Source organism: Shewanella sp. 0m-8 (assembly GCF_052977265.1).
This window is the reverse complement of sequence record NZ_JBRIMB010000001.1, coordinates 1-22,097: the sequence shown is the minus strand read 5'-3', so window position 1 is coordinate 22,097 and position 22,097 is coordinate 1. Positions and strand designations below refer to the sequence as shown.

Here is a 22,097-nt window from a genome sequence, read left to right as displayed (position 1 = left end):
ATTCAACCTCACACTGTTTTTATATACAGTAAAGAGTCTCATAGATTGAACTTCTTATGCAAGTTTTCTTGAATATCTGATAAACTTATTCGGTTAATGGCTCTGTATTTTCAATCGCATACGTGAAAATACTCACCTTGCGTACTCGATTAACCGTTTATATCGCAAACTTGGATATTAAAAAAAGATGGCTATGGAAGCAGTAGATAATAGTATTACTTTGTGTCAGTCCTGCGACTTAGTCATTAGGAAGCGAGCACTGCCAACTGGCGTACGTGCTATCTGTCCAAGGTGCCACACCCCCCTTTACGATACGCCATACTGTTCTATCAACGGTATGTTAGCCCTGTGTTTAACGGCGGTTTTCTTTTTCGCACCTGCAAATTTATACCCGGTCTTAGAGCTTGAGTTTCTTGGAAGTATTAGGACAACTACAGTCATAGAGGGGGCGCTATCTGTTTACCAGCAAGGTTATTGGTTAGTGGGTATTGCGGTGTTGGTTTCTGCCGTTGTCGCTCCGGGGCTATTGTTATTATCCATTTTGTCTCAAACACTCATTATTAAGTTCGGGCTCAGTTCTGTCATACTGAGGACGACACTCAAACAATTGCTAAAAATTCAAGGAATGCTCACCCAGCTCACCATGCTTGAAATCTATGTCATCAGCTTCCTCGTCGCGGCGTTCAACCTAGCAGATTTTGCCAGTGTCTCTTTTGGTTTTGGTACATTCTGTTTCACCATGTTATTTGTAATGACGTTATTTTTAATGCGCGAGTACGATTTAGAACATATGTGGAGCTTTCTTGATGAACACAAATGACTCAGCAACGCTTGGGAAAGATATCGGCTTAACCTCGTGTCCAACATGTCACAAGGTGACCTGCAGTAAGTCTGCAACATGTAGTCGTTGCGATGCTCCACTTAAGGTTAGAGATTATGACAGTGTCCAAAAAAGTTGGGCGCTGCTAATCACCGCAGCTATTTTGCTGATCCCTGCCAATATTTACCCCATTACAACGCTGACGAATCAGGGACGAGTGACCCAAGACACCATTTTTTCTGGGATCGCTCACCTCGTTAAAACGGACATGATCCCCATCGCAATCATTTTGTTTACTGCGAGTATTTTGGTACCGATCTTAAAAATTGTAGGCTTAACGATTTATTTATCTGCAATCAGTTTCAAACTCCCTATTTCGAAAAAGAAGTTAATGACTGGCTTTCATATTATTGAATGGATTGGTCGATGGTCGATGCTCGACTTATTTGTTATTTCACTTACTGTAGCTGTCGTTAATATGGGACAGTTACTCGACGCTAAGCCGGCTCCAGCAGCAACTGCATTCGCCTTAGTTATTTTACTCACGCAGCTCGCTGCAAAAGTTATAGATACCCGATTACTCTGGGATAGATTGGAAGCAAAAGATGACTCAAGTACAAACGCCTAAAGTCGTAAAGAAAAAGTTATTCTCACCGATTTGGTTATTACCCATTATTGCACTTGCATTAGGCGCGTGGCTTGGGGTGAAGAGCATACGCGAGTCGGGAATTGAAATTACGATTCATTTCCCTAGTGCCACAGGAATGGACATAGGTAAAACCTTAGTCAAGTACCAAGGGCTTACAGTGGGTAAAGTCGTTGATATGAGTATTGATGATGATCTTCAAGGCGTAAACGTCTCAGTTCTCATGGATTATCGTGCCGCACCATTTATCAACCAGGGGACCAAGTTTTGGTTGGTTAAACCTAAAGCAACAATCACCGGCATCGAAGGTCTAGATACCCTTTTTTCTGGTAATTACATTAGTATGTTACCCGGTGGCGGCGACTCAAGATCCTATTTTGAAGCAGAAACAACTGCCCCCGTCATCACACCCGGCGTAGAAGGACTAATTGTCCATATCACTTCTGACAAATTAGGTTCTCTTGATGTGGGTTCTCCTATCTTTTACAGACAGATCCCAGTAGGACAAGTAGTTGGTTATCATCTTGAAAGTGCGGAACAAATTCTAGTAACAGCATTTATTCAACAGCAATATGCTGAGCTAGTTAAAACCGACTCTCAATTTTGGAATGTCTCGGGGATCAGCATCGATGCCTCCTTATCTGGTGTAAAAGTCAGTAGCGAAAGTTTAGCCTCGATACTTGCAGGTGGCATTAGCTTTAGCTCCAATACCTTATCTGAACCCGTGGAAAATAAGCATGAATTCACGTTATATGACAGCCAAGATGACGCCTTAGGCGGATTGCAATTTAACCTACTCGCAAGTGGTACCGACGCCGTATCTCAAAATACCGCCATTGTTTATCGTGGGATCCAGATAGGCCAGGTAACTCATAAAGCATTAAGTGATGATGGCGTTGTGTTATCTGCAAGAATTGATAACGCCTATAAAGAGTTACTCACTGAAAGTGCTGATTTCTGGTTGGAAGGCGCCGATATATCTCTATCCGGTATAAAGCACCCTGAACGTTTAATCACAGGTAGTGTAATTAACTTCATTCCAGGTACAGGAGCTGCAAAACAACAATATACATTGTTAACACAGCAACCTGAGCCCACAAATACTGGTAAACTGCTCCTCACGCTGCACGCAAAAAGCAACCCAGGTATTAGCGCCGGTGCAGAAATTCGCTATAAGCAGATCAAGATTGGTCACGTACTATCCAGTCAGCTCAATAACACTTTTACTCAAGTAGAATATCAAGCTGAAATAGACGCTGACTTTGCGACGCTTATCAGCGCAAATAGCCACTTTATTGCAGAGTCTGCATTAACCATAGATGCGAGTCTCGATGGTGTTAAAGTCAGTACCCGTGATCTGACGACTTTGACTAGTGGCGCGTTAAGCTTAGTTAGAGGCACAAACAAAGCCTTGGCAAAGAGCGGCGACTCGCTGTATGTTTTTGGCAACAGCAAACAGGCTACGTCTTTTTTCAATAATCAAAAGCTTATAAAAAGAAGACTCTACAATCAAGATGGCGCAGATCTCACTGCTGGCTCTCCTATCTATTACAAGAAAATGCAAATAGGCCAGGTGTCTGGCGTAGAGTGGCAAGCCACAAATAATGACTTTGCAATTGATATCGCTATCGAACGTGACTTTAAAAGTTTACTCACTGATCAAACAATCTTTTGGCGTAACAGTGCAGTATCAATCAATGCCAGTTTAAGTGGCGTTGAGGTCGAAGTCGCGCCATTAATGGGAGCTTTAAAAGGCGGAATAAGCCTTGGCTTGCTTGAAGGTAATACCGTCGCAAACGGCACCGCGCTTTATGAAAGTAAGTTCCTTGCATTCAGCCAGGCGGTACCCATTCAGCTCACCTTCCCTGCGACCGTAAAATTAACCCGCAAAGCAGCCATTCGGTATTTAGGCCATAAAGTCGGTGAAATTGAGTCGGTAACCTTAGCCGCCAATTTAAAGCAGTTAAATGTTACTGCTTATTTATATGGTGAATATGCCACTAATTTTAATCAAAAAGATGCCTCGTATTCTGTTGTCGATGCGGATATTTCTTTAGCTGGGATTAAAGCGCCTGAAACCCTGATAACCGGTGCCTATATTGAAGTCTTCCCGGGACAAAGCAACATCAAGGCGACAACCTTTGTTGGACAAGTTGATACGCCATTTCATAATATCGATGGTGCGTTAACCTTTAATTTAAGTAATAGCACCTTAGGCTCGGTTAAGTCAGGAACAGCCATTTTCTTTAGAGGGATAAACATTGGCCAAGTCGATAGTTATGCTCTTTCAGATCAAGGCACTGGCGTTGTAATGCACGTTCATATTAAAAATAAGTATCAACATCTTGTAAACCAAACCAGTGTGTTTTGGGATCTCTCAGGCGTAAAAGTTGATCTTGGCCTATTCTCAGGCGCGCAAATCGAGACGGGTTCGTTGGAAACAATTTTAGCCGGTGGCATCGGGGTCGCAACACAAGAAACCACCACGGTAGCAAACACCATCAACAACGACCAAACATTTACGCTTCAGTCTGATTTTGATGCAAAATGGATGACTTGGTCACCAGTACAAACACCTAAAGCAGACTAACGATTCAGCTGCTAAGAAATATTAACTAACAGTTGATAACTTGGAAATGATAGTTAATAACGATTATCTAGCAACTGAATAGAAAAACGAGGCTATAAGGCCTCGTTTTTTATGTCTGTCAGCATGTTTGCTAATGGGAAAATGCCATGTGATCGCCGAGCAATTATGTCATCTATTCGCCTTGAATTAGTTTGCCCAAAAACACTCTGAGTAGAACAACTACTTATTTTGATTGGTATCATCAACCATAAAAATGGTAGCAGACCAGTATCGCCGCGATGATCCCCGCTAAATCTGCAAATAAGCCACAAGCTAACGCGTGCCTGCCATTACGGATCCCAACAGCACCAAAATAAACGGCCAATACATAAAATGTCGTCTCGGTGCTGCCTTGCAATATTGCAGCTAAGCGACCAGCAAATGAATCCACTCCATAGTGCTGCATGGTTTCAAGCATCATAGCCCTAGCCCCTGAGCCACTAAAAGGTTTCATGATAGCTGTAGGCATGGCATCAACAAAGCGTACATCCCCTCCAGCAAAAGCGACTAAGCCTGCTATAAGCTGTAGCAAATAATCGAGCGCACCGGAAGCTCTGAGTAACGCAATAGCGAGTAACATCGCCAGTAAGTATGGGATTAGCTTTATGGACTGCGCAAAGCCCTCTTTCGCACCTTCTATAAATTCATCATAAACTGCAACCTTTCGGATACCAGCAACCAGTACAAAACTAAAAATAAGCAGCAATAAAATACCGTTACCAAGGCTGGTACTGATTTCACCAATAGCCGATACAGATAAGGTACTTAAATAAAATACCAAGCCGATAATGGAAGATAAAATGATACCGGCATAACCCAGTACCACAGTATTGAGTAAAGATAACCTTTGTACTATCGCGACTACCGTTAGACCTGCCAGTGTCGATGCCGTTGTTGCCAGTAAAATCGGCAGAAAAATATCAGCTGGTGCGACAGCTCCCTGCTGAGCACGATACAAAAATACTGTGACAGGCACTAAAGTTATAGAAGAGGTATTTAACACTAAGAACAGGATCTGGGCGTTAGTCGCAACGCTCTTATTAGGGTTTAAGGTTTGTAGATCTTGCATTGCCTTGAGGCCTAACGGCGTTGCAGCATTATCTAAACCCAGCATATTGGCAGTCAAATTCATGGTGACGCTACCAAAAGCCGGGTGCCCTCTAGGTACCTCTGGCATCAGTTTAGCGAGTAAAGGTTCAAACATTTTAGAGAATAAGCCAACGACCCCCGCCTTTTCGCCAACACGCATCAAGCCCATCCACAGTGATAATACACCGATTAAGCCCAATGCGATTTCAGCGGCTAATTTTGAACTCGAAAAAATGGCACTGACACTTTCTGAAAGTACTTGAGTATGGCCTGTTAGCACCTGCGCCAAAATAGCGAATAATGCGGTTGCAAAAAAGCCAAACCAGATCTTATTTAGCACTCAAGTTCCCTCTTATCATTTGGTAAATCTGTTATAATCCCGCTACTTTACCGCATTATCTTCGACATATGGCTCATTTTAATCAGAATTTTCTCGACAATATTGAACGTGATCTCCCTTCTCACCTTTCAATGGAAGACTTTATTGCTTACAGCAATAAACCGTTACGTCTCTCTATTCGGGTCAATACACTCAAAATTAGTACCGCAAGCTTTATTGACTTAATGTCAGAAAAAGGCTGGAGCTTTGAGCCTATTCCATGGTGTGACCAAGGTTTCTGGGTGACGATAGGCAGTGATATACAGTTAGGTAATACTGTCGAGCACTTACAAGGCTTATTTTACATTCAAGAAGCCAGCTCAATGCTACCGCCTACAGCGCTGTTTAACTCACATGCCAAAAATGAGAATGCTCTTGGCCTATTAGAGCAAACCTGTGTTTTAGACATGGCTTCAGCGCCGGGCTCCAAAACAACGCAAATAGCCGCACTGATGAACAACCAGGGGCTTTTAGTCGCTAATGAGTATTCAGCCAGCCGTGTAAAAGTCTTGCATGCTAACGTGGCGAGAATGGGCGTATCAAACTGTGCCCTCACCCATTTTGACGCTAGAGTTTTCGGTGAGTATCTATTTGAAACATTCGACGCAGTATTACTCGATGCCCCCTGCAGTGGCGAAGGCACAATACGTAAAGATCCAGACGCATTAAAAAACTGGGATAACAATGACAATAAAGGCATTGTAGTCACTCAGAAAGCGTTAATTGAATCCGCTTTTCTTGCATTAAAGGTTGGCGGAAGCTTAGTTTATTCCACTTGTGCATTGAGTCGTCAAGAAAACCAAGATGTTTGCCATCATTTAAAAAGTGTCTTTGGCGAGGCGGTTGAATTTGCCTCGTTAACTGCGCTATTTTCCGGCGCTGATAAAGCATGTACCGAAGAAGGATTTTTACATGTATGGCCGCAGATTTATGATAGTGAGGGCTTTTTTGTCGCAAAGATCCGCAAAGTATCAGCTGTAGAGCGCATCTTACCTGAACCTAAAAAGCAAAAGAACTTTCCATTTACAGCTGCAAAGACCAAGCAAATTGAAGAGTTAACGGCTTATTTTGAAGATTCATTTGCCATTACATTACCTACGAATGCAGAGATCATGGTACGTGATTTAGAGTTTTGGTTGTTCCCAAAAGCGGTTATGCCACTTATAGGTAAAATGCGATTTCAGCGAATAGGGATTAAGCTCGCGGACGCATTAAAGAAAGGCTATAAGGTTCGACACGAAGCGGTCTTGGCACTCTCATCACCCACTCGGTTTGAACTCAGCGACGAGCAAGCGAAAGAGTTCTTAATGGGCCGCGATATCAGTTTAGCCGAAAAAGTTAAACCTCAGGGAGAAGTGATTGTCAGTTATGCCGGTAACCCTCTTGGTGTAGCAAAGCACCTAGGCAATAAATTAAAAAACAATCTTCCCAGAGACTTAGTTAAAGATAAGATTGCGTTATACCAGTAATACCAGTCTCATCTATACATAAATAGTTACATTTCGGTGGCGAGCATTAAAAAATAACCACCCACAATCTGTAAGGCTGGTCTACACTCTATATCATTAGTCATTAGATAAATGCTGATTAGCCTTATTTTACCATTATGGTTATCAACGGTAGTGGTAATCAACAGTAGCGCACGGCTCCCAGTGAGCCATTCCCCTAGACCCAGAACAATTGGAATAGTTTTGGGTCTTTTTTTGCCTGTAATTGAGCCTAAACCTCAGCATTAAAGTATGCAGGCTAGTATTGGTTAGCGTCCAGCGAGTTTTGCAGCGTCTTTAAACAAATTAAAGAAATTATCCGTTGTATACTGTGCCAGTTCAGGGTATTTCTCACCTCTAAGCTCAGCGACAAATTCCGCGACATCACGTACAAATGCAGGTTGATTCTCTTTACCTCGATGAGGAACCGGTGCTAAATAAGGAGAGTCCGTCTCTACCAATAATCTGTCTTTTGGTACCTTGCGGATCACATTACGTAGATCGCCAGCATTTTTGAATGTAACAATACCTGAAACCGAGATGTAAAAGCCTAGTTCTAAAGCCTGTTTCGCCATTTCCCAGCTTTCAGTAAAGCAGTGTAAGACACCACCAACAGAATCAGCATTGCCTCGCTTTAAAAAGTTAATAGTATCTTCACGGGCATCGCGAGTATGAATAATAAGAGGCTTATTAACCTTTACAGCCAGATCTATCTGCTGCTCAAAACAAGTTTGTTGCAGTGTTTTTGTCTCATTGGCATAAAAGTAATCGAGCCCTGTTTCGCCAATAGCAATGACTTTCTCATCACGGGCAAACTGCTCAACCTCTTCGATGTTTAGACCTTCTTGCACATCTAACGGGTGTACACCTGCAGACAAAAATACCTCATCAAAGGCCGCCATTTTTTGCTTCATTTCGGTGAAGCCTTGCTGCCTGACATTCACACAAAGAAAATAAGCAATATCGCGGGCTTTTGCTGCGGTAATGATCTCTTGTAGTGAAGCCTGATCTGGCGCGGTTTTAAGACGGTCTAAATGACAATGTGAATCGATAAGCACAGTGAAAGTCCAACAAACAACAAAAAGGACAGCAAGTCTAACCAGCTACATAGTGCAGGTCAAATCTCCAGAGGCCAGTTCACGAGAAAGAAGCTGTTCGATATGATGTTTATGAAAATCAGGCTCGGATAAAATTTTTATGCCGACTCCTGCAGGACGCCCTCCCGATGCACCTAAAGGATTAATCCAGATCACCGAACCTTTGAAGTCGTGATGCTGTGAGCCACTCGGGAGTTGATAACGAACCATGATCTCTTGTCCAAGACTGAAGCGTTCAGCACTAGCAACAAACATACCTATCGGTTTGATAAATGGCATATAAGCGCGGTAAAGCTGCTGTAAAGACTCAAATTTGACAACAAGATTCATCATAGATTTTTATTGGCTCATTAGCTGGTTATACTCAATTGTTAATCCTTCAAACAATGCCAACGAATTAACGTTTGGCATCACCGACAAGCGTGTTTCTAATTGCATCACTTTTGCTGCAAAATTTGCCAGCTTAGCTCTGAGCAAAGGGTCGATTTCTTGCTTTTTCACTAATATTCGATGCACCACTAAGTATAAAACGTTAAGCGCGTCAGAAATTTGCTTTTCATTAACATTTATTAAACTATCACACAGGTGTCCTGACGACAAACTTTGTATCCAGCCTTTTCTGTATGATACCAATGTCTTATCTCGGCCGCTCTCGACTGCCGAAAGGATAGCTAAGGGCCCTCCCACAACAGGTAAGCACCAGGTCAAATCTTCATTAGTCGATAACTCTTGCTGTAACCATTGCTTAACAATTGATTTGCTTGGCATTTCCAGATGAAGTCTCTGGCAACGACTACTAATCGTTGCGAGTAAGCGACTGGGTGAATTGGTTTGTAAAAACAAAATGGTATCTTTGCCGGGCTCTTCTAATGTTTTAAGTAATGCGTTCGCTGATGCCTGATTCAAACGTTCACTGTTTAAAATAACCGCAACCCGCCTTCCGCCCTGTTGTGGCGTTGTGGTTAGCTTTTGGCACAGCTCACGAATTTGATCTACCTTAATCTGTGCGCCATCAGCTTCAACTCGGTATAGATCAGGATGACTATTTGCCTCAACAAGTTGGCAAGGCTTACAGGAGCCACAGCTTCCAGTTCGGCCAACTTGTTTGCATAACGCAGCCTTGGCAAGCTCAAGCGTTAACGCTTCACCGCCGTAACCCACATCCATCGCAACCAGATAAGCATGACCAACACGAGCCGTTTTCAATTGCTCTGAAAACGTTTCAATTGTATGTTGCAGCCAAGGGAGCTGTGTCATATTACCAACTCTGCTGCTGAAGAATGGCAATAATGTCCTTATGCACCTGCGCCATACTTTGGCTGGCATCGACAATTTTTATTGAATCATCGCTATCTGCAAATGATAAGAAAGTGGCACGAGCACGGTCAAAAAACTCAATTTCTTGCAGCTCAATACGATCAAGCTCACCCCGTCGAGCTGCGCGCTCAAGCCCTAACTTAGGGTCAATATCTAGGTAAAGGGTCAGGTCTGGTTTAAAACCTTTAAGCGTGGCATCACTGATAGCTGAGACTAATGGCATTAATCTTCTACCACCACCTTGATATGCAAGTGAAGACAAGTTGTGTCTATCACCTAATACCCACTCACCGTTAGCTAAAGCAGGTTTGATAACGTTTGCAACCAATTGTGCTCTTGCTGCGTAAAACAGCAAACACTCAGCTTCATCACATAAGGGATCGCTGTCATTGGCGACTTTAACTAAGTCACGCATCTGCTCAGCGAGTGGCGTTCCTCCCGGTTCACGAGTACAAACAGGAGCTTGCCCTATATGTTTTTCAATAAAATCTCTAACCAATGCGATTGCACTTGATTTACCCGCCCCCTCAAGCCCTTCAATCACGATAAACTTGGCGGAATGTTCAGTTTGTGTATTCATCGATTTCTCTGATATTTATTCACTGCTCGATTATGCTCTGTCAGTGTTTTAGAAAAAATATGGCTACCATCATTTCGTGATACGAAATAAAAATAATCAACGTCAGCGGGATGCGCGGCGGCTTGTATTGCTGCTAAACTGGGTGCAGCAATTGGCGTGGGTGGTAACCCATTAATTCTGTATGTATTAAATGCGGTCGTTTCACGCAGATCTTTACGAGTGATATTGCCAGCATATCTGTCGCCCATGCCGTAAATAACCGTTGGGTCCGTTTGTAATCGCATGCCTTTACGTAAACGATTGACAAATACTGCAGCTATCCAGGGGCGCTCGCTTGCTTTACCTGTTTCTTTCTCAATAATTGAGGCTAAGATGAGTAACTCATAAGCCGATTTTAACGGTAAGCCTTGCTGACGTCCTTGCCAGGCTTTTTCAAGCTCAAGCTTCATTTTCAAATAACTTTTATTGAGTAAGGCCTGATCAGTAGAGCCAGCTCGATAATGATAAGTGTCTGGGAAAAACTTCCCCTCAGGCAAACCGGAGTCATCATCATTGGCAACAAGTACCTGGTTAAACACATCTTGCTCTTGCTGCAACCTTGCTTGCTGTTCCAGTATGAGTAACCACTCTTTAACCGTTTGCCCCTCTAATAGGGTCACACCGAAAGACTTCTCTTTACCGCTAATGATTTTAGCCATCAGACTATTGAGGCTTTCGTTTGGTGTAACTTCATAAAGGCCTGAGCGAATGTGTGCTAACTCTGGTTTTAAACGTACAAGCCATTTAAGTTTCCAGCCTTCGTCGATTAACTGTTCAGTTTCCAAAACAGAGATAAATTGATTAAATGTGGTTCCCCGTTTAATCGTTAACTCTTGTACAGAGGTGGCTTTTATTGGTTGTTCACCATAGGCAAGTAGTGTTTGGTAGCACCAATATCCCGCCATGGCTGCGATAGTAAGAAGAGTAAATCCGGTTGCGAAGACGCTGATTATAATTTTTTTCATAGTGTCAAACTGAGTTGTTCTCTTAAGCTTGGAGTCCAAGTTGCTGGTGTAAATGTAAAATCGTCAATCCTTACAATATCGACAAGTCCAAAAAGGCTATTAGTGATAAACGCATGCTTTACCTGGTTAAGCCTACTGTACTGGATATCTGTTACTTCTATTTTATGACCCATTTGTAAAAGCTGGTGCATGACTTGCTCTCGCATCATACCCGCCACTCCCGCATAACTCATTCGTGGTGTAACGAGCTTTTCATCGACAACAAAGAAGATGTTAGCCATCGATGACTCAATAATATTATCTTCAAAGTCAATGACTAACCAGTCATGTATTCCTTCAGGTAATTCAATTGACTTGATAAGCACTTGCTCTAGGCGATTGCAGTGTTTTATCCCCGCAAGTTTGGGCTGCTTACCCAATGACACAGGCGAAAGAGCTAGCCCTACCCCCTGCTGTTGCCACTTTTTATAGTGTGCAGGAAAATCACTCACAGACACAATTTCAGTTACGTTTAGCGGCTCAGAGCGATCAGTGTTATGAGCGCTATTTTGCGGAGTCGAAACACTGCAGGCATTAGCGGATTGATTCGACAACTCCGCAGTGATTATATCTGCTGCTAAATTCGGTCTATTTACAGGCGCACTATAACCTCGTCCGCCAATACCTCGAGTAAGTAAAAGTTTGATACAAGAGTGCGGATTGGCTTGCGCTAATGTGTGTAATTGCTGTTGAAGCGCAGGCGAAACTGCCCAGTGAAACCCTAAACGATAAGCGCCTTGAGTAAGACGCTCCATATGTGCGGTAAAAAACAGGATCTCACCTTGGTCTACTCGCATAGTCGCAAATAAACCGTCACCATAAGCTAATCCCCTATCAAGGGGATCAACATTTATGCCGGGCTGTCCATTTACCCAAACCTTAGGCATTAGCAAAGCAGGCTTCACTCTCTAGTTCTGTTAAACCCATGTTTCGCTAGAGTCCCTTATATTTAAAATTGCCTTATTTCGCGAGCAGGTGCTGTATACGTGCCTTGAGAATATCAGTTGCGATTCGGTTTTTACCACCACGAGGCACGATAATATCAGCGTACTGCTTAGATGGCTCAATAAACTGTAGGAACATTGGACGCACAGTCTCAGTATACTGTTGCATAACCGATTCCATCGTTCTTCCGCGCTCAGCGACATCACGAGATAAACGGCGCATAAAACAAATGTCTAGTGGTGTATCCATAAACACAGATGCGTCCATCTCTTTACGCAGAGCTGGATCGGTTAGCAACAAAATCCCTTCAAGAATAATGACTTTCTTAGGGGTAAGTGTCACTTTCTGTTCAGTACGAGTATGCTCTGTATAACTATAAACAGGTACATCAACTGCATGACCTGCTTTAAGCTCACGCAAATGCGTGCATAATAGTTCATGATCCAATGCTTTAGGATGGTCATAGTTAGTCAATACACGTTGATCCATCGACAGATGGCCTTGGTCGCGATAATACGCATCTTCTGCAATCACACCAATTTGATCTGTACCTAAATCACGGCAAAGTTCTTCGTAAATCGTTTTAGCGATAAGACTTTTACCTGACGCAGACGCGCCCGCGATACCAATTACAACACAATCTTTAGAATTCATTAAAATAGACCTTATTCGTCATCAGACATGCTAATTGATACTTTAGGCTGTGCTTGACATAAAGCAAGCTGTGCCCCGACCTTTCTAGCGATTTCACGATATATACCAGCGACTTGACTTGACTCATCAGCCACTACTGTTGGCGTACCTTTATCCATATCTTCACGGATATTCAATTGCAGCGGCAATTGACCAAGCAATGGCACATTGTAGCGAGTTGCCATTTTTTGGCCGCCTTCAGCACCAAATGGATGATCTTTATGACCACATTCAGGGCAAAGGTGGAAGCTCATGTTTTCAACAATACCCAGTACAGGAATGTTCACTTTCTGGAACATACTCACGCCTTTTTTAGCGTCCGCCAAGGCGATATCCTGAGGGGTCGTCACAATCACAGCACCACTCACTGGTACTTTTTGTGAAAGTGTTAATTGAATATCACCGGTTCCTGGTGGCATATCAATCACTAAGTAATCCAGCTCTGGCCACTCAGTTTCAGTCAGCAATTGTACTAATGCACCCGCCGCCATAGGACCACGCCATACCGCAGCTTGGTCGCCATCAAGCATAAAGCCAATAGACTGCGCGACAATGCCGTGAGCTATTGCCGACGTCATAATCTTGCCATCTGGCGATACAGGCTTGAAATCTTCAACACCTAACATCATAGGAATTGATGGGCCATAAATATCAGCATCTAAAATACCAACACTGGCACCTTCTGCAGCTAACGCTAGCGCTAGGTTAACGGCTGTAGTTGATTTACCCACACCGCCTTTGCCCGATGCCACAGCAATCACTTGCTTAATGTTTGGCAAAGGTTCAACTGCACTAATTGCTGAAACGGTTTCTGGTTGGAAGTCAATTTCACATTCAACTTCGTCAATTGCATCCAATACAGCTAACTCTTTAGTCACAGCCATAACGATATCACGGTACAGTGTCTGGCACGGGTACGCGTAACATAGGCCGAGCTGTAGTCGCTTACCTTCAATGGCAAGCTTGGTTACCATACCAGCGCTTAACAAACTCTTGTTCAAATACGTGTCTTGAAACGTATCTAGAATCGCTAATACCTGGCTGAGTAGATCATCATCAAGATGATAATTTGGATGAGTTGAAGACAAAATGCAGACCCCCTAAATATGATTTGCGCAATTGTACCAGATATTCTGGCAAACATTAGTCTAGATTTAATCCACTTGTGCGAGCTTTTGATGAAACTATCTATTGGATCGGTTAGTATCTATGCCATTCTAATTAGGTTCCCAGCGATTTTGAGAAAAGATGGCAAATTCACAACGTAAAATCCTCGTCACTAGTGCACTTCCGTATGCTAACGGTCCAATCCATTTGGGTCACATGCTTGAGTATATTCAAACCGATATTTGGTCACGTTTCCAAAAGCTACGTGGGCACGAATGTCACTACATCTGCGCTGACGATGCTCATGGCACGCCAATCATGCTTAAAGCACAACAGATGGGTATTGCACCAGAAGAGATGATTGCTCAAGTTCAAAAAGAGCATGAAAAGGATTTTGCTGACTTCAATATTCAATTTGACAACTTCCACAGCACTCACAGTGATGAAAACCGTGAGCTAGCGAGTCAAATTTATATCAAGTTACGCGACGCGGGTTATATTAAAACCAAAACCATTTCACAGTTATTTGACCCTGAAAAGTCAATGTTCCTGCCTGACCGTTTTGTAAAAGGCACTTGCCCACGTTGTAAGTCAGAAGATCAGTATGGCGACAACTGTGATAACTGCGGCGCCACTTACAGCACCACTGACTTGATCAATCCTAAGTCTGCTGTATCGGGTGCGACACCAATCATGAAGGACACTGAACACTTCTTCTTTGACCTGCCAGCATTTGAAGGCATGTTAAAAGAGTGGATCAACTCAGGCTCTCTACAACAAGAGATGGCCAATAAGCTGGGAGAGTGGTTTGAGCAAGGTCTGCAGCAGTGGGATATTTCTCGCGATGCACCTTACTTTGGCTTTGAGATCCCAGATGCACCCGGTAAATTCTTCTACGTTTGGTTAGATGCGCCAATCGGCTACATGGGTTCATTTAAAAACCTATGTGATAAGCGTGATGATCTAAACTTTGACGATTTCTGGAGCAAAGATTCTACAGCTGAAGTTTATCACTTCATCGGTAAAGATATCGTTTACTTCCACAGTCTCTTCTGGCCAGCCATGCTTGAAGGTGCAGGTCTGCGTAAGCCTACCAGTGTTTATGCACATGGTTATGTGACAGTTAACGGCGCTAAGATGTCAAAGTCTAAAGGTACCTTTATTAAGGCACGTACTTACCTTGATAACCTAGATCCAGAATATCTTCGTTACTACTACGCGGCTAAGCTTAGCAGCAGAATCGATGATTTAGACTTGAATCTAGAAGATTTTGCCCAGCGCGTAAACTCAGATTTAGTCGGCAAGTTGGTTAACCTGGCGTCACGTACCGCAGGCTTTATCAGTAAGCGTTTTGACGGCAAGCTCGCTAAAATTGCAGACACTAGCCTGACGACAAGTTTCTTAGCTAAGCAAGAAATCATTGCGAACTTCTATGAAACCCGTGAATACGGCAAAGCGATGCGTGAAATCATGGCACTTGCTGATATCGCTAACGCTTATGTCGCTGACTCAGCGCCATGGCAGTTAATTAAAGAAGAAGATAAGCAAGAAGAAGCGCATCAGGTTTGCAGTAATGCACTTAACCTGTTCCGGATCTTGGTGACCTACCTTAAGCCTGTGCTACCTAAACTTGCTCAAGATGTTGAAGCCTTCTTACAGATGGAATTGACTTGGGACAATTTAGATGTCGATCTTGCTGATCACGAAATTGCTAAATTCAAAGCCTTGATGCAACGCGTTGAGATGAAGAGTATTGAAGCAATTATCGAAGCGTCAAAAGAAAACCTGCAAGTGACTGCTGAGCCTGAAGTGAAGCAAGAGATTAAGACTCCGCTTGAGCAAGATCCTATCGCTGAAGAGATAAGCTTTGATGATTTCGCTAAAATTGATCTGCGTATTGCGCGCATTGCAAAAGCTGAACACGTTAAAGAAGCCAACAAGCTCTTACGACTAGAGCTAGATTTAGGCGGTGAAACCAAGCAAGTCTTTGCCGGTATCAAGTCAGCTTACGCTCCAGAAGATCTAGAAGGTAAGCTTACTGTCATGGTCGCTAACCTTGCCCCACGTCAAATGCGCTTTGGTGTATCTGAAGGCATGGTATTGGCCGCAGGGCCTGGTGGCAAAGATCTTTGGATCATGGAGCCACATGAAGGCGCGCAGCCTGGCATGAAAGTGAAGTAACCCCAATATCGGGTTTAGAGTCATTCAAAACAAAAAAAGCCGCTAATTAGCGGCTTTTTTATTATCAAATGTTTGTTATATTAAGCTGTTATACCGGATTCACGATATCAACAAAGTGATGCTTAACCCCAAACTGCTCTGCTAGATGTGCGCCTAACGCCTGAATACCATAAAGCTCGGTAGCATGATGGCCAGCAGCATAATACTGTACGCCCTGCTCTACTGCGCAGTGATAAGTGCGCTCAGACACTTCACCACTGATAAAGGCATCAATCCCCATACTTGCTGCAATATCAATATAATCCTGTGCGCCGCCGGTACACCAAGCCACAGTGCTAACCATGGCATCTTGGCAGCCTAAATGCTGGCATTGACGGTTTAGCTTATTAGAGATCTGTTGATTAAAGTCACTAGCCATTGTGGGCGTTGCCAGCTTTCCTCGCCAAATTAAACCTTGGGCTACATTGTCGATAACTTCAGCCTCCACGATCCCCAACACTTTTGCTAACTGGACATTATTGCCAATCTCAGGATGCGCATCTAACGGTAAGTGATAGCCAAATAAATTAATATCATTTGTCAGCAAGGCCTTAATACGCTTTTGTTTCATGCCTACAATCACTTCTGGTTCACTTTTCCAGAAAAATCCATGATGAACCAAAATAGCGTCTGCGTTCAACTCAATGGCAGCATCAATCAACGCCTGACAAGCTGTGACACCTGTTACTATGGTATTGATCTGTAGCTTACCTTCAACCTGCAATCCATTTGGTGCATAGTCTTTAAAGTTCGAAATTTGTAAAAAACTTGCCAAATATTGGCTTAATTCGGTCCGAGTCATAAATCCGCCAAGAATACTCAAAAATGCATTTTAACCTATTGTTACTACAAATATATAGTTGAAGCAGAAACACGCCATTTATAATCATTGCTCAAAAATCACACCGACTTAGCTCACCAATTAGGCTAAAGTGCTCAAAACATCATAGAAATTCAGCCAGATCCGGCTAAAATTGGACTTTACGGTACATTAAACGATAAAATCATTACAAACCTTCAAGTACACACAAAAATAAACAGGTTATTATTATGTCAAAACTGACCAAAGAAGAAGTTATCAGCTCACTTGAGACAGCACTAACTCAGCGTGATGGCCAAGCTGTTAAGATTGAACAGAAAGGTAGCTGGTACAAAATCGATGGCGGTAAATCTTTACGCTTTAGTGAGTTAGAAGCGATGTTAGCTGAAGTTGGCGGCAATAGTGCCCCTGTAGCAGCTAAAGTAGAAACAAAGACCGTTGCGGCTAAGCCAGCCGCTAAGCCAGCCGCTAAGAAAGCTACTGTGAAGAAAGCAACAGTGAAAAAAGCGGCTAAACCTGCAGCCAAAAACGGTGGTAAAACACCAAAAGAACTTTGGCGTGAAAAGCTAGCGGGTAAAGGTCAACTACCTCGCGGTTTCTAAGCTTCATTGATTAAGACTGATTGAAGAGGCAATCCCCCTTGCTAGCTTCGATTAATAAAAAACTCCGTCACTTTAGGGTAACGGAGTTTTTTATTATCTAATACGTTAAAACATTAGCAATTTTTAATTTTGTTTAAACGTTAACCCATAAACGCTAGTTGTGCCGCTAACCTCATTGCCAATCACTAACAGAGGCTGTGCTGTTGGACTGTTTTCTGCTCCAATAAACTTCATTCCTTCTGGACCTAAATCGCCCGCTAAGGTCGCATCGCCTACCACCTCACCTGTATCGGTATTAATTTCAAAATCGGCATCGAAATCTCGGTTAACAAGATAATCAACAAAGCTGACCTCGAAAGGGTTACTGATATCGTAAATCATAAAGCCACCATTGCGCTCAAGGCCTATAAAAGCGTAATACTTGCCAGCAATCTTGCCGATAGCTAACGCTTCAGGTTCTCCGGCTTTATCATCACTTCGACTATCACCTTTGTTCTCATCATTATTGTTATTAAACTGCTCACCAAGAACGGCGGCTGTGATTCTGGAAAAATCAGATGCTGAGTCAAAGACTTGCTCCCCTTGCTCATCCCAAATAGAAAATGAACGCGCACCATAACTAATGATTTGATCCATATCGCCATCATTGTCGCTATCGCCCATACTTGTGGTGACTTTTAAACGGCCAAGTTGAGTTTTATCTTGCGCGGCAATAAGCTGCGGGTGTGCAGGATCTAAGATTAAATCGTCTGCTCGTGCTTCTTCAGAAAAACCATCATAATCTCGTGCATCGCCTTCATTCGCAGTGACAATAAAATTAGCACCTTTCCATTGGTAGCTTTGAATAGTATCTGGCTGATACATGCCATAAACATCTTTATAGGCAACGAAGTTAACTCGATTATCCTTATCACTGGCATCAATTTTATTTTGCTCAATACCATAATCTTTAAGCCCGAGCGCCAATATTGAATCAATCGTTTTGCTCTTTAGATCAATCACTGCAATGGCATTATTCTCCTGTAATGACACATAAGCTTTAGTATTATCTTCACTCACTGCGATATATTCAGGCTCAAGATCTTGAGCGACGCTCGCCCCGGGTCCATTCACTTTAATTAATGGACTCAGTTCATCTTCTCTCAAAGCGCCAACATTAAACGCTGTAAAGCCCATTTCTGTCGCAGTAGGTTCAGGAGTGCCATCTTTGATTTCAATCACTGAAATGCTCCCTTCAGGATCGACACTGTACGCCGAGTTAGGCTCACCTTCGTTAGCCACTAACAGCAATGACCCATCTCGGTTAAAGACAACATTATCAGGCAAATAACCAACCTCAACCTGTTGGATCAATTCACTTTCACCACTATTGTCTAAACGATAAAACGCAATATAGCCGCGTCCCTGCCGACTATTACCTTTATCATCTGCGCGCTCTACCGCTACAGCAAGTAGATCACCATATACGCTTAAACTGTTTACACCACCCAACCTTTGCAAGTTTAAATCCGCACTGACATCAATATCGGTAAGTTTATTGATGTTATTGAGCGCTAATGCCCCCGATCCAGTCACTGCATCATCTAAACTCAAACTTGCACCGTCTAAAACATCGACTTTTCCGCTTTTAGCGTTCACGACAAAGATCCGTTGTGAGTCCACATGGAAATCAACAATCTCTGCAGCACTTAACCCGTAAATATGACTCTGATAGCGGCCAATCAACTCTGCGGTCAGCCCCCCTTGAGAGCCATTGGTACTTTCCTTACAAAGATACTGAGTTTGAGTCGTATCAATCTCGCTGTCATCTAACATACCATTTGAATTTGAATCTAATCCTGTGGTCAGCATTTGTCCGCCTAATGGACATTGGTCATTGCCTAGTGCAAGTTCAGAGACTGACACGAGCGCATTCATTCCATCTTGGCCAGCCGCGCCCTGATCACCATCATCACTACAAGCGGTAACCCAACAAGCTGCAAGTAAAACTGGGAGCAGCTTAAATTGATTATTCATTATTATTCCTTTCATCCATCTTCAGGGTAAGAAAGCCGGCATTATCGACGACTTGTAAACACAAGCATTGTTTAAAGCCACCCAATTTAGGTCTAATAAAAGACGCTAAGATGACAGCTAAAAGACATTTTTAAGACAATCTTTAACGGACAATAAAGGTACTCGCTACAGAAAAGAGACACTGGAAAGACAAAGATGTTTGCTTACAAATTGCCTGGGCTAACGCGGAAAATAAAGCTCAACAAGGATTGATTATTAAGTTTAAAACGCTAATATAATGGCATCTGACACTTTAGTTATTCCTTACATTAAAGTGTTCCTTTCATTCGCTAAACCCGTTATTTACCTGTTTAGACCGCAATGTAAGTACCACCAGATCGAGTACATACACTTTTAGCGTTAAATTGAAATTTCTCCGCAAAGTCTTTTGCCATAAGCAAACAGTTTTCAGCTATTGAAATGATAGTTTTCGTTTTATTTACACAATTAAGCAACAAGATGTAGAGGTCCCGTTGAACAACTCAGCAAATAACCAGACGACGAATAAATATCCTTTTGGTGCCAGCCTAACGCTGTTGATCCCTATGCTATCGGCTATTGTCGCTATCACGCCACTCGCCATTGACATGTATCTCCCCGCAATGGCTACACTTGCATCGAGTTTTCATACTGACATTACCTTAGTACAGCAATCATTAAGCTTATATTTAGCAGGTTACGCCTTAGGCATGCTCTGTTTCGGCCCCCTAGCCGACAGGTTTGGCAGAAAAAAATTGGTCATTCTTGGTTTAACTGGCTTTATGCTCACAAGTTTAGGTCTTGCGTTCGTCACCACGATAGAAAGCTTTTTGGCTTTACGCTTTTTTCAGGCATTTATCGGCGCTGCAGCCACGGTTGTTGTTCCGGGGTATATCAAAGAGCTGTATGGGAAAAACACCGCTAAAGGCATGTCTTATGTCAGCTTAATCATGATGTTAGCACCATTAATAGCCCCAAGCATTGGGAGCTTAATTCTAGAGTTTGGTGAGTGGCAGCTTATCTTTTTTATCCTGGCATTTTATGCACTAACCTTGCTTATTTTAGTAAGCCTAAAGCTGAATATGCCAAGCGATAAAGATCCTTCAAGTAGAAGTGAACAATCCTTTTTTGGTGCTTATGCCACCGTGTTTACTAAGAAGGGAGTTAAACTCAATATAGCCAGTGGCGTATTAACCTCATTTGCTTTTTTCTGCTACTTAACCGCATCACCATTTGTGTATATGGAAGTGTTTGGACTCGATAAATCAGTGTTTGCAATTTTGTTTAGTACTAACGTAGGCGCATTAATGCTAGCCAATGTGATTAATAGCAAAATCGTTGGACGTTATGGTTCAAAACGTATGCTCAAAGTAGCAACCTTTTTCGGCGCTATAGCAGGTACAGCTCTGCTAATAGTTAACCTATTAGGACTAAACTACCTGTTTACAGTGATGATGTTATTGCCCTTAATGGCTTGCCTAGGTGTGATGTCGGTTAACGCTGATGCGATTGTGCTGATGAAATTTCAAAAGGAAACAGGTACTGCAACAGCTGTAATTGGTACCTTAAGGTTTGGTTTTGGCGCGTTAGCAGGCCCCTTGTTAGCCCTATTTTATACAGGTACAGCAGTGCCGTTCTCAGCCTTAATGCTTTCGGCGGTGATACTAGTCGCTTGTTGTCAGTTTTTAAGCAGCCATGAGCCTATAGAGACTAATGAACAAGCATAAGGGAAATATCACTGATAAATCTCGTTATTAAAAGTGTATGCATTAAGGAGGGTGTAACAGATTCTGTGTAACTGCAGTTTTAGTTAATATGTTTCACAAGTCTGTCTTCAAACTCAATAATAAATCTGCTCATTGCAGCACGCCAGTTTTGAATGGGCATTGTCCATTTTTGACTGGCTTCTTTTATTGCAAGGTATATCATTTTCTTAGCTGAGTCATCATTAGGAAAGACCTTACGCTTCTTCAATGCTCGCCTAATCACGCTATTTAACGACTCAATTGCATTTGTTGTGTAGATAGCCTTGCGTATGTCCTCAGGATAATTGAAGAACGTATTTAGGTTATGCCAATGGTTACGCCATGACTTACTAATTTGAGGGTACTGACTGTCCCAGGTATCACTGAACCGGTCGAGTTCGAGTAATGCTTCCTCTTCTGTGGCCGAACGGTAGATGCTCTTAAGCCCGCTCGTCACAGCTTTATAGTCTTTCCACGATACATATTTTAATGAGTTTCTGATCATATGGACAATACAGAGCTGAACATGCGTATCAGGGTAGACAGTATTGATGGCTTCAGGGAAGCCTTTTAAACCATCTACACAAGCGATAAGAATATCTTCAACGCCACGCTGTTGCAGCTCAGTCAGTACGCCTAACCAAAACTTAGCGCCTTCATTTTCAGCTATCCAAAGCCCCATTAACTCCTTATGGCCATCAAGGTTAATGCCCAGAGCAAGGAAAATAGACTTGCTGATAACTCGTTTATCTTGGCGGATTTTAATGACGATACAATCTAAATAAACAACGGGATAAATAGCATCTAGAGGACGGCTTTGCCATTCAACCACCTGCTCGATAAC

At 42.7% G+C, this 22,097-nt stretch carries 19 protein-coding genes; 7 read left to right on the top strand and 12 right to left on the bottom strand.

The features are described from left to right. Positions 1-187: 187 nt before the first annotated feature. Genes ACVBIO_RS00095 through ACVBIO_RS00085 form a run of 3 tightly spaced genes read left to right on the top strand, consistent with a single transcriptional unit; the run spans position 188 to position 4,056 of the window. Positions 188-820 (top strand): paraquat-inducible protein A, encoded by a 633-nt coding sequence (locus ACVBIO_RS00095; RefSeq protein ID WP_447161335.1) that lies wholly within the window; start codon positions 188-190, stop codon positions 818-820. Beyond that, entirely contained in the window at positions 807-1,448 is a 642-nt protein-coding gene (locus ACVBIO_RS00090) for a paraquat-inducible protein A (protein ID WP_447161336.1), read from the top strand. Before ACVBIO_RS00095 ends, ACVBIO_RS00090 begins: the two co-directional genes overlap by 14 nt. After that, positions 1,426-4,056 (top strand): MlaD family protein, encoded by a 2,631-nt coding sequence (locus ACVBIO_RS00085; RefSeq protein WP_447171730.1) that lies wholly within the window; start codon positions 1,426-1,428, stop codon positions 4,054-4,056. The genes ACVBIO_RS00090 and ACVBIO_RS00085 overlap by 23 nt, the downstream gene beginning before the upstream one ends. Positions 4,057-4,297: 241 nt before the next feature. Here ACVBIO_RS00085 and ACVBIO_RS00080 read toward each other — a convergent pair whose 3' ends face one another. Beyond that, positions 4,298-5,524, bottom strand: a complete 1,227-nt coding sequence (locus ACVBIO_RS00080) for a nucleoside recognition domain-containing protein (RefSeq protein WP_447161338.1) — start codon at positions 5,522-5,524, stop codon at positions 4,298-4,300. Between the two features lie 68 nt (positions 5,525-5,592). Here ACVBIO_RS00080 and rsmF point away from each other — a divergent pair, with 68 nt between their 5' ends. Further along, positions 5,593-7,032, top strand: coding sequence for a 16S rRNA (cytosine(1407)-C(5))-methyltransferase RsmF (gene rsmF / locus ACVBIO_RS00075; protein WP_447162841.1), 1,440 nt, complete (start codon positions 5,593-5,595; stop codon positions 7,030-7,032). 287 nt (positions 7,033-7,319) lie between these two features. Here rsmF and ACVBIO_RS00070 read toward each other — a convergent pair whose 3' ends face one another. From ACVBIO_RS00070 to apbC, 8 genes are all read right to left on the bottom strand, one after another. Continuing rightward, positions 7,320-8,108, bottom strand: a complete 789-nt coding sequence (locus tag ACVBIO_RS00070) for a TatD family hydrolase (protein ID WP_447171729.1) — start codon at positions 8,106-8,108, stop codon at positions 7,320-7,322. A gap of 45 nt (positions 8,109-8,153) precedes the next feature. Then, a complete protein-coding gene (locus ACVBIO_RS00065) occupies positions 8,154-8,480 on the bottom strand; it encodes a PilZ domain-containing protein (protein WP_447169695.1) in 327 nt (108 codons plus the stop codon). A gap of 6 nt (positions 8,481-8,486) precedes the next feature. Beyond that, entirely contained in the window at positions 8,487-9,404 is a 918-nt protein-coding gene (gene holB, locus ACVBIO_RS00060) for a DNA polymerase III subunit delta' (RefSeq protein ID WP_447171728.1), read from the bottom strand. Position 9,405: 1 nt separating this feature from the next. Then, positions 9,406-10,044, bottom strand: a complete 639-nt coding sequence (gene tmk, locus ACVBIO_RS00055) for a dTMP kinase (RefSeq protein WP_447162844.1) — start codon at positions 10,042-10,044, stop codon at positions 9,406-9,408. Continuing rightward, on the bottom strand, positions 10,041-11,048 hold the full coding sequence (mltG, locus tag ACVBIO_RS00050) for an endolytic transglycosylase MltG (protein ID WP_447171727.1): 1,008 nt from the start codon (positions 11,046-11,048) through the stop codon (positions 10,041-10,043). Before mltG ends, tmk begins: the two co-directional genes overlap by 4 nt. Beyond that, positions 11,045-11,974, bottom strand: coding sequence for an aminodeoxychorismate lyase (gene pabC, locus ACVBIO_RS00045; protein WP_447162896.1), 930 nt, complete (start codon positions 11,972-11,974; stop codon positions 11,045-11,047). The genes mltG and pabC overlap by 4 nt, the downstream gene beginning before the upstream one ends. Before the next feature lie 73 nt (positions 11,975-12,047). Beyond that, entirely contained in the window at positions 12,048-12,686 is a 639-nt protein-coding gene (gene udk / locus ACVBIO_RS00040) for a uridine kinase (protein WP_447161345.1), read from the bottom strand. Between the two features lie 11 nt (positions 12,687-12,697). Further along, complete coding sequence (gene apbC / locus ACVBIO_RS00035) at positions 12,698-13,813, bottom strand: iron-sulfur cluster carrier protein ApbC (protein ID WP_447161346.1); 1,116 nt, start codon at positions 13,811-13,813, stop codon at positions 12,698-12,700. A gap of 160 nt (positions 13,814-13,973) precedes the next feature. On the opposite strand from apbC, the gene metG reads away from it, so the two are divergent. Continuing rightward, entirely contained in the window at positions 13,974-16,013 is a 2,040-nt protein-coding gene (gene metG / locus ACVBIO_RS00030) for a methionine--tRNA ligase (RefSeq protein ID WP_447161347.1), read from the top strand. An 88-nt stretch (positions 16,014-16,101) separates the two neighbouring features. On the opposite strand, the gene ACVBIO_RS00025 is transcribed toward metG, so the two are convergent. Next, positions 16,102-16,854: a Nif3-like dinuclear metal center hexameric protein gene (locus ACVBIO_RS00025; protein WP_447161348.1), complete on the bottom strand. Its 753-nt coding sequence runs from the start codon at positions 16,852-16,854 to the stop codon at positions 16,102-16,104. Positions 16,855-17,102: 248 nt separating this feature from the next. Here ACVBIO_RS00025 and ACVBIO_RS00020 point away from each other — a divergent pair, with 248 nt between their 5' ends. Continuing rightward, positions 17,103-17,474: a hypothetical protein gene (locus ACVBIO_RS00020; RefSeq protein ID WP_447171726.1), complete on the top strand. Its 372-nt coding sequence runs from the start codon at positions 17,103-17,105 to the stop codon at positions 17,472-17,474. Positions 17,475-17,597: 123 nt separating this feature from the next. Here the strand turns inward: ACVBIO_RS00020 and ACVBIO_RS00015 are convergent, their stop codons facing one another. Then, a complete protein-coding gene (locus ACVBIO_RS00015) occupies positions 17,598-19,490 on the bottom strand; it encodes a choice-of-anchor I family protein (RefSeq protein ID WP_447171725.1) in 1,893 nt (630 codons plus the stop codon). Between the two features lie 512 nt (positions 19,491-20,002). Between ACVBIO_RS00015 and ACVBIO_RS00010 the strand changes: the two genes are divergently transcribed. Then, entirely contained in the window at positions 20,003-21,235 is a 1,233-nt protein-coding gene (locus ACVBIO_RS00010; protein ID WP_447161351.1) for a multidrug effflux MFS transporter, read from the top strand. 79 nt (positions 21,236-21,314) lie between these two features. On the opposite strand, the gene ACVBIO_RS00005 is transcribed toward ACVBIO_RS00010, so the two are convergent. Next, on the bottom strand, positions 21,315-22,097 hold a 783-nt coding region (locus ACVBIO_RS00005), incomplete at its 5' end, for an IS256 family transposase (protein WP_447171724.1).

Excerpts from the sequence above, each read along its gene's own strand:
- ACVBIO_RS00095 (WP_447161335.1), top strand. The coding sequence starts at position 188 with ATGGCTATGGAAGCAGTAGATAATAGTATTACTTTGTGTCAGTCCTGC.
- ACVBIO_RS00090 (WP_447161336.1), top strand. The coding sequence starts at position 807 with ATGAACACAAATGACTCAGCAACGCTTGGGAAAGATATCGGCTTAACC.
- ACVBIO_RS00085 (WP_447171730.1), top strand. The coding sequence starts at position 1,426 with ATGACTCAAGTACAAACGCCTAAAGTCGTAAAGAAAAAGTTATTCTCA.
- rsmF (WP_447162841.1), top strand. The coding sequence starts at position 5,593 with ATGGCTCATTTTAATCAGAATTTTCTCGACAATATTGAACGTGATCTC.
- ACVBIO_RS00065 (WP_447169695.1), bottom strand. The coding sequence starts at position 8,480 with ATGATGAATCTTGTTGTCAAATTTGAGTCTTTACAGCAGCTTTACCGC.
- holB (WP_447171728.1), bottom strand. The coding sequence starts at position 9,404 with ATGACACAGCTCCCTTGGCTGCAACATACAATTGAAACGTTTTCAGAG.
- tmk (WP_447162844.1), bottom strand. The coding sequence starts at position 10,044 with ATGAATACACAAACTGAACATTCCGCCAAGTTTATCGTGATTGAAGGG.
- mltG (WP_447171727.1), bottom strand. The coding sequence starts at position 11,048 with ATGAAAAAAATTATAATCAGCGTCTTCGCAACCGGATTTACTCTTCTT.
- pabC (WP_447162896.1), bottom strand. The coding sequence starts at position 11,974 with ATGCCTAAGGTTTGGGTAAATGGACAGCCCGGCATAAATGTTGATCCC.
- udk (WP_447161345.1), bottom strand. The coding sequence starts at position 12,686 with ATGAATTCTAAAGATTGTGTTGTAATTGGTATCGCGGGCGCGTCTGCG.
- metG (WP_447161347.1), top strand. The coding sequence starts at position 13,974 with ATGGCAAATTCACAACGTAAAATCCTCGTCACTAGTGCACTTCCGTAT.
- ACVBIO_RS00025 (WP_447161348.1), bottom strand. The coding sequence starts at position 16,854 with ATGACTCGGACCGAATTAAGCCAATATTTGGCAAGTTTTTTACAAATT.
- ACVBIO_RS00020 (WP_447171726.1), top strand. The coding sequence starts at position 17,103 with ATGTCAAAACTGACCAAAGAAGAAGTTATCAGCTCACTTGAGACAGCA.
- ACVBIO_RS00015 (WP_447171725.1), bottom strand. The coding sequence starts at position 19,490 with ATGAATAATCAATTTAAGCTGCTCCCAGTTTTACTTGCAGCTTGTTGG.